The organism is Rhodococcus sp. 06-418-5 (genome assembly GCF_002258285.1).
In the GTDB taxonomy this organism is placed as follows: domain Bacteria; phylum Actinomycetota; class Actinomycetes; order Mycobacteriales; family Mycobacteriaceae; genus Rhodococcoides.
Genome location: NZ_NOYE01000037.1, coordinates 287,069 through 300,479 on the forward strand (window position 1 = coordinate 287,069; position 13,411 = coordinate 300,479).

The 13,411-nt window shown below is 64.2% G+C and carries 13 protein-coding genes; all 13 read right to left on the reverse strand.

From position 1 onward, the window contains the following. Positions 1 to 52 precede the first annotated feature (52 nt). The 13 genes from CH274_RS26505 to CH274_RS26565 all read right to left on the reverse strand — a co-directional run bounded on the left by CH274_RS26505 (position 53) and on the right by CH274_RS26565 (position 13,329). Entirely contained in the window at positions 53 to 1,300 is a 1,248-nt protein-coding gene (locus CH274_RS26505; RefSeq protein WP_032393965.1) for an MCE family protein, read from the reverse strand. Next, the gene (locus CH274_RS26510) at positions 1,297 to 2,565 is read right to left on the reverse strand and encodes an MCE family protein (protein ID WP_032393964.1); all 1,269 of its coding nucleotides are present in this window, start codon (positions 2,563 to 2,565) and stop codon (positions 1,297 to 1,299) included. Before CH274_RS26510 ends, CH274_RS26505 begins: the two co-directional genes overlap by 4 nt. A gap of 29 nt (positions 2,566 to 2,594) precedes the next feature. After that, on the reverse strand, positions 2,595 to 3,878 hold the full coding sequence (locus CH274_RS26515) for an MCE family protein (protein WP_032393963.1): 1,284 nt from the start codon (positions 3,876 to 3,878) through the stop codon (positions 2,595 to 2,597). Continuing rightward, a complete protein-coding gene (locus tag CH274_RS26520) occupies positions 3,878 to 4,876 on the reverse strand; it encodes an MCE family protein (RefSeq protein ID WP_032393962.1) in 999 nt (332 codons plus the stop codon). Before CH274_RS26520 ends, CH274_RS26515 begins: the two co-directional genes overlap by 1 nt. After that, positions 4,873 to 5,940 (reverse strand): MCE family protein, encoded by a 1,068-nt coding sequence (locus CH274_RS26525; protein WP_032393961.1) that lies wholly within the window; start codon positions 5,938 to 5,940, stop codon positions 4,873 to 4,875. The genes CH274_RS26520 and CH274_RS26525 overlap by 4 nt, the downstream gene beginning before the upstream one ends. Next, positions 5,937 to 7,292 carry an MCE family protein gene (locus tag CH274_RS26530; RefSeq protein WP_032393960.1) on the reverse strand — a complete coding sequence of 452 codons (1,356 nt, stop codon included), beginning with the start codon at positions 7,290 to 7,292 and terminating at the stop codon, positions 5,937 to 5,939. Before CH274_RS26530 ends, CH274_RS26525 begins: the two co-directional genes overlap by 4 nt. Next, a complete protein-coding gene (locus tag CH274_RS26535) occupies positions 7,289 to 8,149 on the reverse strand; it encodes an MlaE family ABC transporter permease (protein WP_027498223.1) in 861 nt (286 codons plus the stop codon). Before CH274_RS26535 ends, CH274_RS26530 begins: the two co-directional genes overlap by 4 nt. Positions 8,150 to 8,154: 5 nt before the next feature. Then, on the reverse strand, positions 8,155 to 8,949 hold the full coding sequence (locus CH274_RS26540; protein ID WP_032393959.1) for an MlaE family ABC transporter permease: 795 nt from the start codon (positions 8,947 to 8,949) through the stop codon (positions 8,155 to 8,157). Between the two features lie 5 nt (positions 8,950 to 8,954). After that, a complete protein-coding gene (locus CH274_RS26545; RefSeq protein ID WP_179275870.1) occupies positions 8,955 to 10,124 on the reverse strand; it encodes an ABC transporter ATP-binding protein in 1,170 nt (389 codons plus the stop codon). A 446-nt stretch (positions 10,125 to 10,570) separates the two neighbouring features. After that, a complete protein-coding gene (rplL, locus tag CH274_RS26550) occupies positions 10,571 to 10,960 on the reverse strand; it encodes a 50S ribosomal protein L7/L12 (protein WP_032393957.1) in 390 nt (129 codons plus the stop codon). 93 nt (positions 10,961 to 11,053) lie between these two features. Beyond that, entirely contained in the window at positions 11,054 to 11,635 is a 582-nt protein-coding gene (rplJ, locus tag CH274_RS26555) for a 50S ribosomal protein L10 (protein WP_032380459.1), read from the reverse strand. A gap of 339 nt (positions 11,636 to 11,974) precedes the next feature. Then, positions 11,975 to 12,475, reverse strand: coding sequence for a class F sortase (locus CH274_RS26560; protein WP_256993703.1), 501 nt, complete (start codon positions 12,473 to 12,475; stop codon positions 11,975 to 11,977). Positions 12,476 to 12,579: 104 nt separating this feature from the next. Next, positions 12,580 to 13,329 (reverse strand): CHRD domain-containing protein, encoded by a 750-nt coding sequence (locus CH274_RS26565; protein WP_094659387.1) that lies wholly within the window; start codon positions 13,327 to 13,329, stop codon positions 12,580 to 12,582. Positions 13,330 to 13,411: the final 82 nt, after the last annotated feature.

The following is a 13,411-nucleotide window of genomic DNA, read 5'->3' on the forward strand; positions in this document are numbered from 1 at the left end:
CGAACCGCCCTCGGCCCGACGATAGTGCTGAGCAGCAGTTTCACCGATTCCACTACTTCGGCGTCACGCCGATCAGCGGTGCCAACTGGGTGGCGATGGGGTTGAGGTTGAGCTTCTCCGGATCGACCTTGGGCTTGAGGTCCCACGGCTGCGGCACGTCCGGATCGGCGAACACGATGCGGTTCGCGCTACGCACACCCGTCACGCTGCCCTGCGGTGTAGCGCAGTTCGCGTCGAGGTTCAGCGGGTAGTTCTCCCGAGTCGGATCGAAGTTCGGGTTCTTCCGCTTCTCCTCGTCGAGGATCGCCTGGCTTCCCTCGTAGCCGACCGTGCACGGCGGCGGATTGTTGACCTCGAGCAACAGACCCTGATGGATCGTGCCGTCGTTCGGGACGATCGTCGAGATACCGGCACCGAGGGCAGGCAGGAACGTCAGGAACGGACGAAGCGCGACGTAACGCGGTTCGGCCTGCGCGGCAACCAGCGCAAGGTTGTTGATGTCGGTGGTCAGCGCCGGACCTGCATCGGTGATGAGACCACCGAGCTGATCGCCTGCCGCGGTACCCGTGTCGATCAGGCGGCGGATGTCGGGATCGCTGGACTTCAACTGAGCCGTCACCTGATCCAGACTGGTGCTGAACTCACGAATGAGATCCGACTGCTCGGACTGCGTGTCGAGCACCGGTACCGCGTCACGGACCAGAGCAAGCGTCTGCGGCAGCGCCTCGTTGCCTGCCTCGGAGATGTTCCCGAGCGAATCGACGAGGGATGCGAGATCCGTGCCCTTGCCGTCGAATGCCACGCCGAGCTCGTTGACCACTCGCGTCAACGTGTCGAGCGGCACCGATCGAACCAACGTGTTCGTGTTGGCGAGGACGTCCTCCACCGGCACGGGTGTGGTGGTGTCGGCCTGAGCGATCTGCGAACCGTCGACCAGGAACGGACCCTGATCGGTCTCGGGCTGGAGGTCGACGTACTGCTCACCGATCGCGGACCGGTTGGCCACGACGGCCTTCGTGTCGGCCGGGATGTCGGGCCCGCCGTTGTCGAGCATCAGTGCGACACGGACACCGTCCTGCGTCAGTTCCAGATCTCCGACGGTTCCCACCGGGACACCTCGGTAGGTGACCTCGGCGTTGGAGAAGATGCCACCGGAATCGGCCAGGTTCAGATCGACCTGGTACTGCCCGAAGCCGAGCATGTTGTCCAGGCGTACGTACTTGGCACCGACGAAAACCAGACCCAGAACCGCTACGACGACGAATAGGACCAACTGAATACGAACCAGTCTCGATCTCACTGTCCAACTCCGAATCGCTCGAGCAGATCGTTCAACGGTGCCAACGGATCGGCAGGTGCGGGCGCAGCGGCTGCAGCCGCCTGCTCGTTCGCAGGTGCACCCGGGCCGGGAACCGGTGACGGGATGATCGGCGGCAACGGCAGCAGTGAGATCGTCGGCCAACCCGGCCGAGGTCCGTTTCCGTTGTAGTACGGATTCGACGGGTCGACCACCGGCAGCGTGTTGCCGTACTTGGGCTGGATGTAGACCGGATCGCCTTCACCGACGCCGAAGTTGCGCAGCGCAGTTCCGATCGACAGGTCCAGTGAGAGGAACAGGTTCGCGGAGTTGCCCTCGATGATCTTCTCGGTGCCGTCGGCGAACGGCAGCGTGGGGATGACCGCGAGCGAGGTGACCACGTCGTCCGCCGAATCGGCCAGGGCCTGCAGCGTCGGGCGCAGTGCCCGCAGGTCTGCGATCAGATCGTCCTTGGAACGGTCGATCACGTCGGTGCCCACGGCTCCGAGTCGGTCGAGCGCGCCGAGCATCTCGGTCAGCTGCGGACGCTGCTGCTCGAGAACTTCGGTGGCGATCGGCAAGTCCTTCAGCACTGCGTCGATCTTGTCGGTCTGCGTGTTGACGCGGCCGCTGAGAGTGTCGAGACCATCGATGGCACGGGTGATGTCGTCCCGCTGCTGGTTGAGGCCGTCGATCAGCGTGTTCGCCTGCTGCAGAAGCTCTTTGGTCCTGCCTTCGCGACCGTCGAAAGCCGTGCTCAGTTCCTTGATGATCGGCGAGAGCTGCCCGACGCCGCCACCGTTGAGCAGCAGCGACAGCGCGCCGAGTACCTGCTCGATGTCGGTGGCGTGACGGGTGCGATCGAGTGGAATGGTGTCGCCGTCCTGCAGCCGCGCTGCCGACTCGTCACCGGGAGGTGCCGAGAGCTGCACGAACTTCTCACCGAGCAGGTTGGTCTGCTGCACCGATGCGATCGCATTGGCGGGCAGATCCACGTCGGAGTTGAGGATGACCTCGACATCGGCCGTCCACCCCTCGTTCGGCACGGAGATGGAGTCGACCCGGCCGACGGCCACACCGTCGACCTTGACGGTCGACTGCGGGACGAGGTCGAGCACGTCGTCGAACTGCACCGTCAGGTTGAACGGGTTGTCACCGACATCGGCACCGCCGGGAAGCGGGATGGCATAGATGCCTGCCGACGAGCAGGCTCCGGCCGACAGAGCGACCACACAGACGCCCGCTCCGACGACCAAGGAACGCTTCACACGAGCTCGATTCCGTTTCACAGAGGTTCTCACTGTCCCCCACCTCCGATGTACGACTGCTCCAGTCCGGGCATCGTGCTGTTTCCGAGCCTCGGCGAGACGACGCCGGGAACGGTGCCGGGAACGGACACGTTCTGCTCGATGTCGTTGGTGAGAACACCGAACGGCAGCACGATCCGGTTCTGGTCGGCGATCGGGGCCTGGATCATCGTGGTGATGTTGGCGCACTGATCGATGATCGGCTGGATCTGCGCACCGAGGGCCTCGAAGCGCGGATCGCCGGGAACGAGCTTGCCGAGATCGATGAGCCGGCACACGGTGCCGAGCGGATCCTGCGTCTCGTTCTGGAGGTTGGCGCGCGAGGCGAGCGTGCCTGACTCCGCGTCGTAGGCGTTCACCAGGTTGCTGATGGCCAGCGGCAGCAATGTGAGCGTCTGCACCAGCTGCTCACGTTTGTCGGCGAGCGTCTGAGTCGGAACCACGAGACCGTTTGCGGCATCGGTCAGTTCGGTCCGGTTGTCCGCGACGAACGTCGCCACGTCGCCGAGCGAGACCGACAGCTGTTGAAGTGCAGCTCCCAGGTCCTCGCGCTGGCCCGACAGGAAACCGGTCAGGTCGGCCAACTGGGTGTTGAAGTTGCGTACCTGCTGGTCGTTGACGGCCAGGGCACTGACGAACGTCTGCAGGTTCTTGATCGTGTCGAAGACGTCGGTGCGCGAGTCGCTCAGCGTGCGGCCGGCAGCCGAGAGCTGAGTGATGCTGTCGCCCAACGCTTCACCGTTGCCGTCGAGGTTCGCCGCGCCGGTGTTGACCAGGTCGGTGAGCGCGCCGTCCTTGTTGGCACCGTCGGGACCGAGGGCGGTCGAGAGGTCGTTGATGGACTTGTACAACTCGTCGACCTCGACGGGGGTGGCGGTGCGATCGCGACCGATCGTCGTGCCGTCGGCCATGGTGTCGCCGCCGGTGTAGACGGGCGAGAGCTGGACGTAGCGATCGGCGACGAGCGACGGGCTGACCTGTACGGCCTTGGCGTCGGCCGGAATGTCGATCCCGCGGTCGACACGAAGCACGACCTCGACGTCGTCACCGAGCGGCGTGACGGAGTCGACCGTGCCGACCTTGACGCCCAGCACCCGCACCTCGGAGCCGGAGTAGATGCCGACCGATTTGTCGAAGTACGCGGTGATCTTGGTCGTACCGGCCCTGGTGAACAGCCACCAGCCGGCGACGGCCAACACCAGCGCCACGATCACGACGACGGCGATGAGCGCGAGCTTGTTCTTGTTTCTCGGTGCTGCCTGCGTGTCTGTCATCATTCCCCCGGCAACTTGTCGAGCGAGGGCTGGCGGTAGCCAGGTATCAACGGAACTCCGGGAGGTGTGAGGTTGGCCAGCGTGATGTCGAGCCATCGACCGTTGCCGGTGACGTTCGTGTAGAGCCGAATGAACGGTTCGTACAGCTCGAGCGCGCGGTCGAGGTTGTCGTTGTTGCGCTGCAGGATCTCGATGACGCCGTTGAGCTGCTGCAGCATCGGGTTGATGGTCGCCTCGTTGTCGCGAACGAGACCGGTCAGCTCCTGCGACACGCGCTGCGTGCCGGTGAGCAGCTGCGAGATCGCCTGCTGGCGGTTGTTGAGCTCTTCGAGAAGCGGACCGGCATCGGTGATCAGCTTGTTGAACTGCTCGTTGCGGTCGGCCAACACCTTCGACGTCTCGCCGGTGGCCTCGAACAGCTTCTTGAGCTCCTCGTCGCGGCTGGCCACGGTCTGCGACAACCGGGTGACGCCGTCGAGCGAGGCACGGATGTTCGGAGGCGTCTCGGAAAACGCCTCGGACAGAGTCCGCATACTCGTCGCGAGCTGATCGGTGTCGATGTCGTTGATGGTCGACGCCGCATCGGAGAACGCGTCGATGACGTCGTACGGGGACGTGGTGCGCTCGAGCGGGATCGGGTCCTTGGGGCTCAGTGTGTCCGGCCCGCTCGGGTCCAGCGCGAGGTACTTCTGTCCCAGCAGGGTCTTGATCGCAATGGCGGCCCGTGACTCGTTACCGACCCAGGCGTCCTGCACCGTGAAGTCCACGAGTACTCGGTCGCCTTCGAGACGCACGTCGGTCACCTTGCCGACCTTGACGCCCGCGATGCGAACTTCGTTCGACGGCTTGAGACCCGCTGCCTCGCTGAACTCGGCGGTGTACACCGAGCCGGCACCGATGATCGGGAGCCGGTCGAGAAAGAAGACCGACATCGTGGCGAGCAGGATGATGGCGATGCCCAGTGCACCGATGGTGGCCGGACTACGACGAGATGTCATTGTTTGATCCCCCCAGCTTTGCAACGCTCTGCCGAGTTCGTGTACAGCGGCTGGTTGACGGTCGGAAGCCCGGTCGGCAGATTCAGGTTCGGCGAGTTACCCGGTCCGGCGACGATGTCGATGCCGCAGAGGTAGAACGTGAACCAGGATCCCTGCTGGGCCGTGCGAATGAGCTTGTCGAGTTTGACGGGCAGATTTCCGAGGACAGCGTCGACGTCGTCGCTGCGGCGGTTGATCGTCTCGGACAGTGTGTTCAACGCAGTCACCGATCCCTGGATCGACGGCCTGGTCGGCTCGAGCAGGTCGGCGGTCGCGTTGGTCAGACCGGCGAGCGAGGTGACGGCCGAGCCGACCACATCACGATCGGCCGACAGACCCGAGACGAGCTGCTGGGTGTTGACGATCAGGCTGTCGAGCTGGCCGTCGTTCTGGTTGACCGTCGCCAGCACGTTGTTGAGATTGGTGATGACCTGGCCGATGACCTGATCCTTGTCGGCGACGGTGTTCGTCAGGGTCGCCGTGTTGGTCACCAACTCGTTGATGGTGCCCGACTCCCCCTGGAACACCTGGATGATCTGGTACGACAGCTTGTTGACGTCGTCGGAGCTGAGCGTGGTGAACAGCGGCCGGAAACCGTCGAACAGCGTGGTCAGATTCACCGCAGGCTTGGTCCGCTCCAACGGAATGGTCGCACCTTCGGTGATCTTCTGCCCCTGGTCCCCCGAGCCCTGCTCGATGGCGATGTAGCGCTGACCGACCAGGTTCCTGAACCGGATGGTCGCCGTCGAGCTGGCCGGCAGCCAATCACGACTGCTCAGGGTGAAGTCCACTTTGGCTTCGCGCTCGTTGGCGATCTCGATCGAGTCGACCTGGCCGACGCGAACGCCGGCGATACGAATCTCGTCGCCCTCGTTGAGCGAAGTGACGTCGGTGAAGATCGCCGAGAACTTGGTGCCGCCGCCACCGCTGGAATTGGCGATGGTGAAGGCGAGGGTGGCCGTGGCAAGGATCGTGATCACGGCGAACACGATCAACTTGATGATCGGCGCGAGAAGGCCTCTCATGGCACGGTCACCTCCACTCCCCTCAATGCCGGTGCGCCGATAGCGGCCGCCCACGACGGAATACTGTCCGGTGCAACACCACTCGCCTGTCCGTAGATCACGGCGAGAGTGTCACGCTCGAAGTCCGAGCCCTCGTAACTCGCCGGCTGCGCAGACGCGGAAACGGCGGGAACGATGGAGCTCTGAGCCGACTTCGGGGGTCCCTGTCCTTCGATCACCTGCGGGCCCGGGTTGCGGGTCGGCACCTGGTAGGAACCGTCGTTGATCGAACCTCCCGGATACTGCGGGAAGAACTCACCCGGTGCAGCAGGCTCGAAGCAGGTGGCTCCGCGATCGTCGAACAAGCGCGGCTCGTCCTGGTTCGGCAAGTAACGGCCCTTCGGGTTGACGAACGATGCGGACACGTTGATGCCGGGGTACTCGTCGCCCTCGCCGAGCACGACCTTGCCGCGCCTGGCACCTTCGGCGAACTGGGTGAACGTGCAGCCGAACGTCGGGGAGAACTCGGCCAGCAGCTCGAGGGCTTCCCGCGAGTTCGCGGCCAATCCGATCAGATTCTCGGAGTTGGTCTGCAGGAAGTCCGCGGTGGTGTAGGACGCAGAGGTCAGCGAACCGTACAGCGTTTCCAGGCTGGACTGCCGCTCCACCACGGTGTTGCCCGTCGTCCGCAGGTTGTCCAGTGCCGAGATCAACTCGGGCGCAGCGTCCGCGTACGTCTGGGAGAAGTCGGCGAGCCCGACGAGCGTCTGCTGGATGTTGGGCAGCTCGGTGTTCAGACCGGAGACGACGTTGGTCAGGTTGTCGATGGTCTGTCCGAGCTGCTCGCCGCGTCCGCTGAGGCCCTGCGCCAACGACCCGAGGGTGTTGGCCAGATCCTGCGGCGGAATCGCCTGCAGCAGCGGGAGCAGTCCGTCGAGCAACTGCCCGACCTCGATGGCGTTTCCGCTGGTGTCCTGACGCAGGACCGTACCGTCGGTGATCGGCGACGCCGAGTCGTTCTCGGGCACGATCAGCGAGACGTATCGCTCACCGAACAGCGTCTTGGGAAGCAACCGCGCCGTGGCGTTGGACGGAATCAGTGGAGCCTTGTCCGGGTCGATCGCGAGCTGCGAGGTGACCACGCCGTCGACGGTCGATGCCGAGCGCACCTCACCGACGATCATTCCGCGGACCTTGACGTCCGCGTTCATCGGCAGTGCATTGCCGACGGAGTCGGTTTCGAGACTGACGTTCACCACCGACTTGAACGTCTTGTTGTAGGACGTGATGCTCCATCCCAGGAACAGGATGAGCACCAGGAAGAACGCCAAACCGAGCAGTACTCGCTTCAGTCGCGACGGCGAGTCGATCATCCCGCAACCCTCACTGTGGTGGTCGTGCCCCAGATGGCGAGGCTCAAGAAGAAGTCCAGCACCGCGATCGTGACGATCGCGGTACGAACGGCACGGCCCACTGCGACGCCGACACCGGCAGGTCCGCCGGAGGCGTGGTAGCCGTAATAGCAGTGGATCATGATCAGGACGAAGGCGAAGATCAACACCTTCAGGAACGAATACAACACGTCTTCCGGAGGTAGGAAGAGGTTGAAGTAGTGGTCGTAGGACCCGGTGGACTGCCCGTTGAAGATGGTGCTGATCCCTCGGGACGCGACGTACGACGCCAGCAGTCCGACGATGTAGAGCGGGATGACGGCCACGAAGCCGGCGATCATGCGGGTGGTCACCAGGAACGGCACGCTGGGAACCGCCATCACCTCGAGGGCATCGATCTCCTCCGAGATCCGCATGGCACCGAGCTGGGCCGTGAAGCCACAGCCGACAGTGGCCGACAGCGCGAGTCCGGCGACGATAGGCGCGATCTCACGGGTGTTGACGTATGCGGACAGGAAGCCGGTGAGTACGGAGCTACCGAGCTGCTCGAGTGCGGCGTAACCCTGCAGACCGACGACGATGCCGGTGAAGCCGGACATCATCACGATCACGCCGATGGTTCCGCCGATGACCGCGAGCGCGCCACTGCCGAAGGTGACCTCGGCCAGAAGGCGGAGCACCTCCTTCTTGTAGTGCACAGCGGTCTTGGGAATCCACCCGATGGCCCGAAGGTAGAACGACATCTGCTCGCCGGCGCGGTCGAGCACGTTCAGTGGGGCATTGCCGACGCGCTTGACGCGCATCAGCGTGCGGTCACCGCGACCTCGTGCGATCGTCATCGCGGTTACGCTCCCTTTGCTGGGACGACCTGGAGATACACCAGGGTCAGGATCAGGTTGGCGAAGAAGAGCAGCAGGAACGTGATGACAACCGTCTGGTTCACTGCCTCGCCGACGCCCTTGGGTCCGGGATTGGGATTGAGCCCCTTGTAGGAGGCGATGATGCCCGCGATCAGTCCGAAGATCGCCGCTTTGGCTTCTGCGACATAGAGATCCGGGAGCTGCGCCAGCGCACCGAAGGACGCCAGATACGCACCGGGGGTACCACCCTGGAGGATCACGTTGAAGAAGTATCCGCCTGCGATACCGACGACCGAGACCAGCCCGTTGAGCAACAGTGCGACGAGGATCATCGCGAGCACTCGCGGAACGACGAGACGATGCACGGGGTCGATGCCCAACACCCGCATGGCGTCGATCTCCTCGCGAATGGTGCGCGAGCCGAGGTCGGCCGTGACTGCAGAGCCGGCGGCACCGGCCACCAGCAGCGCGGTCACGATCGGACTGCCCTGCTGAATGACCGCCAGCACACTGGCCGCACCGGTGAACGACTCGGCACCGAGTTGCTTGATCAGCGATCCGGTCTGCAGCGAGACGACCGCGCCGAACGGAATTGCGACGAGCGCCGTCGGCAAGATGGTGACGCTGGCGATGAACCAGGCCTGTTCGATGAACTCTCGAAACTGGAACGGCCTACGAAAGGTGTTTCGGACGACCTCGACGAACAGTTCGACGATATTGCCGGCTTGTGTCAGAGCGGCGTTCGCCGGAGCGAACGCGGACTTCTTCGATCCCGCCATGTCTGCTATTGACCCCGACCTTGAGTCGGAGCCTGGTAGCCCTGCTGGTCGTAGCCCTGCTGGTCGTAACCCTGCTGGTTGTACCCCTGCTGGTTGTAGCCCTGCTGGCCATATCCCTGCTGGTCGTACCCCTGCTGGTCGTAGCCCTGCTCGTCGTAGCCCTGCCGGCCTGCGTACACCGGCTGCTGACCCGGATCGGTGGTGTCGAGGCTCTCCTGGATGGCGACCTGCGCGTTGTGCGGCAGGGTGTGCATGATCTGGCGCACCCGTTCCTGCCTACGCCCGACGGCCTGACGCACCGGAGTACCGGGAGTGGCCTTCATCTGCGGCACGATGCCTTCGACGTCGTCGACACCACCGGCGTGGTGCCCGGCGTCGACCATGGCCTGCTCCTGCGCCATCTGCGCCTCGTCTTTCTCCTCCGACATACCGATCGGGCCGATCATGGTTCCGTTGAGGAACTGCTTGACCACCGGCTCATCGCTCGTCAGCAGCACCTCGCGCGGGCCGAACATGACCAGCTGGCGACGGAAGAGCATACCGATGTTGTCGGGCACCGTCCGGGCGAGGTTGATGTTGTGCGACACGATCAGGATCGTGGCATCGATCTCGGCGTTGATGTCGATCAGGGTCTGCGAAATGTAGGTGGTGCGAACGGGATCGAGGCCCGAGTCCGGCTCGTCGACCAGGATGATCTCGGGGTCGAGCACGAGGGCGCGGGCCAGTCCGGCGCGCTTGCGCATACCGCCGGAGATCTCACCGGGCAGCTTGTCCTCGGCACCGAGCAGACCGGTCAGTTCGAGCTTCTCCATCACGATCTTGCGGATGTCGGACTCGGACTTCTTGGTGTGCTCACGCAACGGGAACGCGACATTGTCGTAGAGGTTCATCGAGCCGAACAGTGCGCCGTCCTGGAACAGCACCCCGAACAGCTTGCGGATCTCGTAGAGCTCTCGCGAGGAGCACTGCAGGATGTCGGTTCCGTCGATGAAGATCTTGCCCTGCTCGGGACGCAGGAGACCGATCAGCGACTTCAGGAAGACCGACTTGCCGGTACCGGACGGACCGAGCAGAGCACTGACTTCACCCTTCGGCAGGGTCAACGTCACGTCCTGCCAGATCTTCTGTACCCCGAAAGACTTGGTCAATCCCTCGACCGAAACCTCGACTCCCACGCTGACCTCCACAATTCGTACACATCGACCCAGATGTGGGTTGCGTCACTGTAACCCATGCACGTGTCCGCTCCGACACAGGAGCTTACCGCCCAGTAAGAACTTCCCCGAGTCAGGCTGTAGAGCTTGCATCAGTGTGGCTCATCTCACGCGACACGGACGCCGACTCGCCAGAACTGTGACAAGTCCCTGCGTGAGGAAGCTGTGACACACCACAAAAAATGACGGCCGAAACCCTTCGGAACGCTTCGGACTTCGGCGAGGTCGAGTAAACAGCGGCGCGGAGCGGGTGTCACGCGATCCGGCGGAGTCCGTGACCGATCACAACGACGACTCGGTCGGAGCTGCCGGAAACACAGAAAAGGGACCGCCCCCACCTGAGTGGGAACGGCCCCTCGACTCGCTCTCGAATTCAGAGCGTGAAGTACGACTGCAACGAAGCGGTCTTACTTGACGGAGATCTTCGCGCCGGCAGCTTCCAGCTTCTCCTTGGCAGCATCGGCTGCGTCCTTGGCGACCTTCTCCAGGATTGCCTTCGGAGCGCTCTCGACGAGGTCCTTGGCTTCCTTCAGGCCGAGGCCGGAGACGACCTCACGGACGACCTTGATGACCTGGATCTTCTTGTCGCCGGCCGACTCGAGGACGACGTCGAACTCGTCCTGCTCCTCGGCAGCGTCAGCGCCACCGGCTGCCGGTGCACCGGCAGCGGCGACGGCGACGGGAGCGGCTGCGGTGACCTCGAAGGTCTCCTCGAATGCCTTCACGAACTCGCTGAGCTCGAGGAGGGTGAGCTCCTTGAACTGGTCGAGCAATTCTTCGGTGCTGAGCTTCGCCATGGTGGCGGGTCCTTCCTGTAAGTACCTGGTCGCTGATCCGCGACTGGTGTTCGGTGATGGTGTGGAGCTGAGCTGTTCGCCGATACCAGCGGATCAGCTTTCGGCGGGAGCTTCCGCCGGTGCTTCTGCTTCTGCAGGTGCCTCGGCCGCGGCGGGTGCGCCGGCAGCCTTCTTCTCCTGCAACGCGAACGCCAGACGCGCGAACTGCGATGCGGGAGCGTTGAACAGGCCTGCAGCCTTCGACAAGTTGCCCTTCATGGCGCCGGCGAGCTTGGCCAACAGGATTTCGCGCGACTCGAGGTCTGCGATCTTGTTGATCTCGTCCACGGACAGCGTTGCGCCGTCCATGTAGCCGCCCTTGACGATCAAGGCCTTGTTGTCCTTGGCGAAGGCCTTGATGGCCTTCGCTGCGTCGACCGGCTCGCCCTTGATGAATGCAATGGCGGTCGGTCCGACGAACAAGTCGTCGAGGCCGGTGATGCCGGCCTCGGCTGCTGCGCGCTTGACCAGGGTGTTCTTGGCGACGGAGTACGTGGCACCTTCGCCGAGCGCACGCCGGAGCTGAGTCAGACCGGACACCGAAAGACCACGGTATTCCGTGACGACGGCAGCCGTCGAACCCTTGAACTGTTCGGTGATCTCCGATACTGCTGAGACCTTTTCGGGCTTTGCCATACTTCGCCTCCTCTCGTGGGAAGTTGTGTCGATCGCGAGAGGGCCGGAAAACGACGAACGCCCCGGCGCAAGAAGCACACGGGGCGTGAACGAGCGGGCAGCCACGAGGGCTGCATACAGGTTCCCTACCTCGTTCTCCTGCGTGGGCCGTCCGAAGCGATCTCGGACCTTCAACCGCGCAACTCCCGGAAGTGAATCCTTCGAGAAGGCGGTGACCAACGGTCTTGGGTAGAACTTGATTGGGCGATCAGGGCACGAGTGCGAGCATTCGTGTTCCGGACCGTCGATAAGGCTACAACACGTTCGGTGCCAACTCCAAAACGTTCGGCGTTCGCACCGTCAGATGCGCACCCCGTAGAGAACAAGGTTGCGCTCGTAGCTGCCCACTGCTGCATCGAAGTCACCCGAACAGGTGATGAGCCGAATCTCGTCGGCAGGCACCGCTCCGAAGACCAGTGTGGTCGGGAACTCGGCTTTGCCGTAGTCACCGATCCGATCGATTCGGTAGGCGGCTCGGCCACCCGCCTCGTCCTCGACCTCGACGACATCTCCGGTTCCGAGTTCCGAGAGGCGATCGAACACCGCAGGACCGGTCGTCGAGTCGACGTGCCCGGCTATCACCGTCGGACTGCCGATCGCACCGGGTCGGCCACCTCCGGTGAACCACCCGACGTCGTCGTAGTCGGTGGGCACCTGCATCTCCCCCGACTCGGTGAGCCCCAGGCCGATCAACGGCTCGTCGAGACCGATGTCCACAGCGCTCACCCGCGTCGGGGCCGGTGTCACCGAGTCCACTGCGGGCGCAGTCGGGGCAGTGCCCGACGACGGCTGCGAGGACACGGGGACGGCCGGTGGTGACGGCTGCGACGGCGACGGTGACGGTGACGGTGAGGAGCAACCCACCACCACCGCCGCCGCCGCCGCCGCGATCAGAACCGAATATCTCAGCTCCGCACCTCACGTCGAGCCGCGAACGTCACGCCCGCGACGACCATCGCACCCAGAGCCACTGCACCGACGACGGGCAGCACCGAACTCGACGCCGAATCGGCCGCCGCGAGCGCCGATCCACCGCCTCCGGTCGCGACGGACCCGACCGGAATCTGCGTGAGCTGGCCGCGCACCGCTCCCGCCGAGAAATCGACGGTGTGAGTGTCGGCGGCGAAGGCCGCGGGATCGGCTTCGATCCGATCGAGCGTGAATCCGGTACCGCTGTCGGCGGTGGCACCGGCCGGAGTGAGCCCGGTGGTGAACGGTCCCTGCATGCAGCCGCTGCTGGTGCGTGGGCCGTCGCCGATGGGCGTCGGGTTCGGGAATGCCAGACGCGGAGGTCCTGCTGCGCCCGCCGCAGCCTGGTGAATGTGCGTGGCGGTCTTGGCCGGGCTCATGTAGTCGCCGGTGACACCTTCGAGCGCAATGTCGTAGCAGACGATGTCGAGGTCGGAGTTGATGCGCAGCGTGAAGGTACCCATCGCGCCGGGCTGCCCCGGAGTGGCGACGCCCTCACCGTTGAGCACCTGGTCGGGAGTGGCCATGGCCGTGAACGCGCTGGTGAACGAATCCGGTTCGGCGACAGGCGTATCGGCACCGGCCGGGGCAGCGGCGAACAGCATCAGGGCCGCGGTACCACCGACGAGCGCTGTGGCGGTGGATCGGATCGACGTGGCCGGGCGTGGAATCGAGCGTCTGGTCATCTCGTGTGCCTTCCGTGGGAGTATCGGGCAAGCGAGCCCGTGCAAGGTGTACGAGTGCCGATGCCAGAATGTTCAAAGCTCG

Coding starts and splice junctions, on each gene's coding strand:
- CH274_RS26515 (WP_032393963.1), bottom strand. CDS start 3,878: ATGACAGACACGCAGGCAGCACCGAGAAACAAGAACAAGCTCGCGCTC.
- CH274_RS26520 (WP_032393962.1), bottom strand. CDS start 4,876: ATGACATCTCGTCGTAGTCCGGCCACCATCGGTGCACTGGGCATCGCC.
- CH274_RS26525 (WP_032393961.1), bottom strand. CDS start 5,940: ATGAGAGGCCTTCTCGCGCCGATCATCAAGTTGATCGTGTTCGCCGTG.
- CH274_RS26530 (WP_032393960.1), bottom strand. CDS start 7,292: ATGATCGACTCGCCGTCGCGACTGAAGCGAGTACTGCTCGGTTTGGCG.
- CH274_RS26535 (WP_027498223.1), bottom strand. CDS start 8,149: ATGACGATCGCACGAGGTCGCGGTGACCGCACGCTGATGCGCGTCAAG.
- CH274_RS26540 (WP_032393959.1), bottom strand. CDS start 8,949: ATGGCGGGATCGAAGAAGTCCGCGTTCGCTCCGGCGAACGCCGCTCTG.
- rplL (WP_032393957.1), bottom strand. CDS start 10,960: ATGGCGAAGCTCAGCACCGAAGAATTGCTCGACCAGTTCAAGGAGCTC.
- rplJ (WP_032380459.1), bottom strand. CDS start 11,635: ATGGCAAAGCCCGAAAAGGTCTCAGCAGTATCGGAGATCACCGAACAG.
- CH274_RS26565 (WP_094659387.1), bottom strand. CDS start 13,329: ATGACCAGACGCTCGATTCCACGCCCGGCCACGTCGATCCGATCCACC.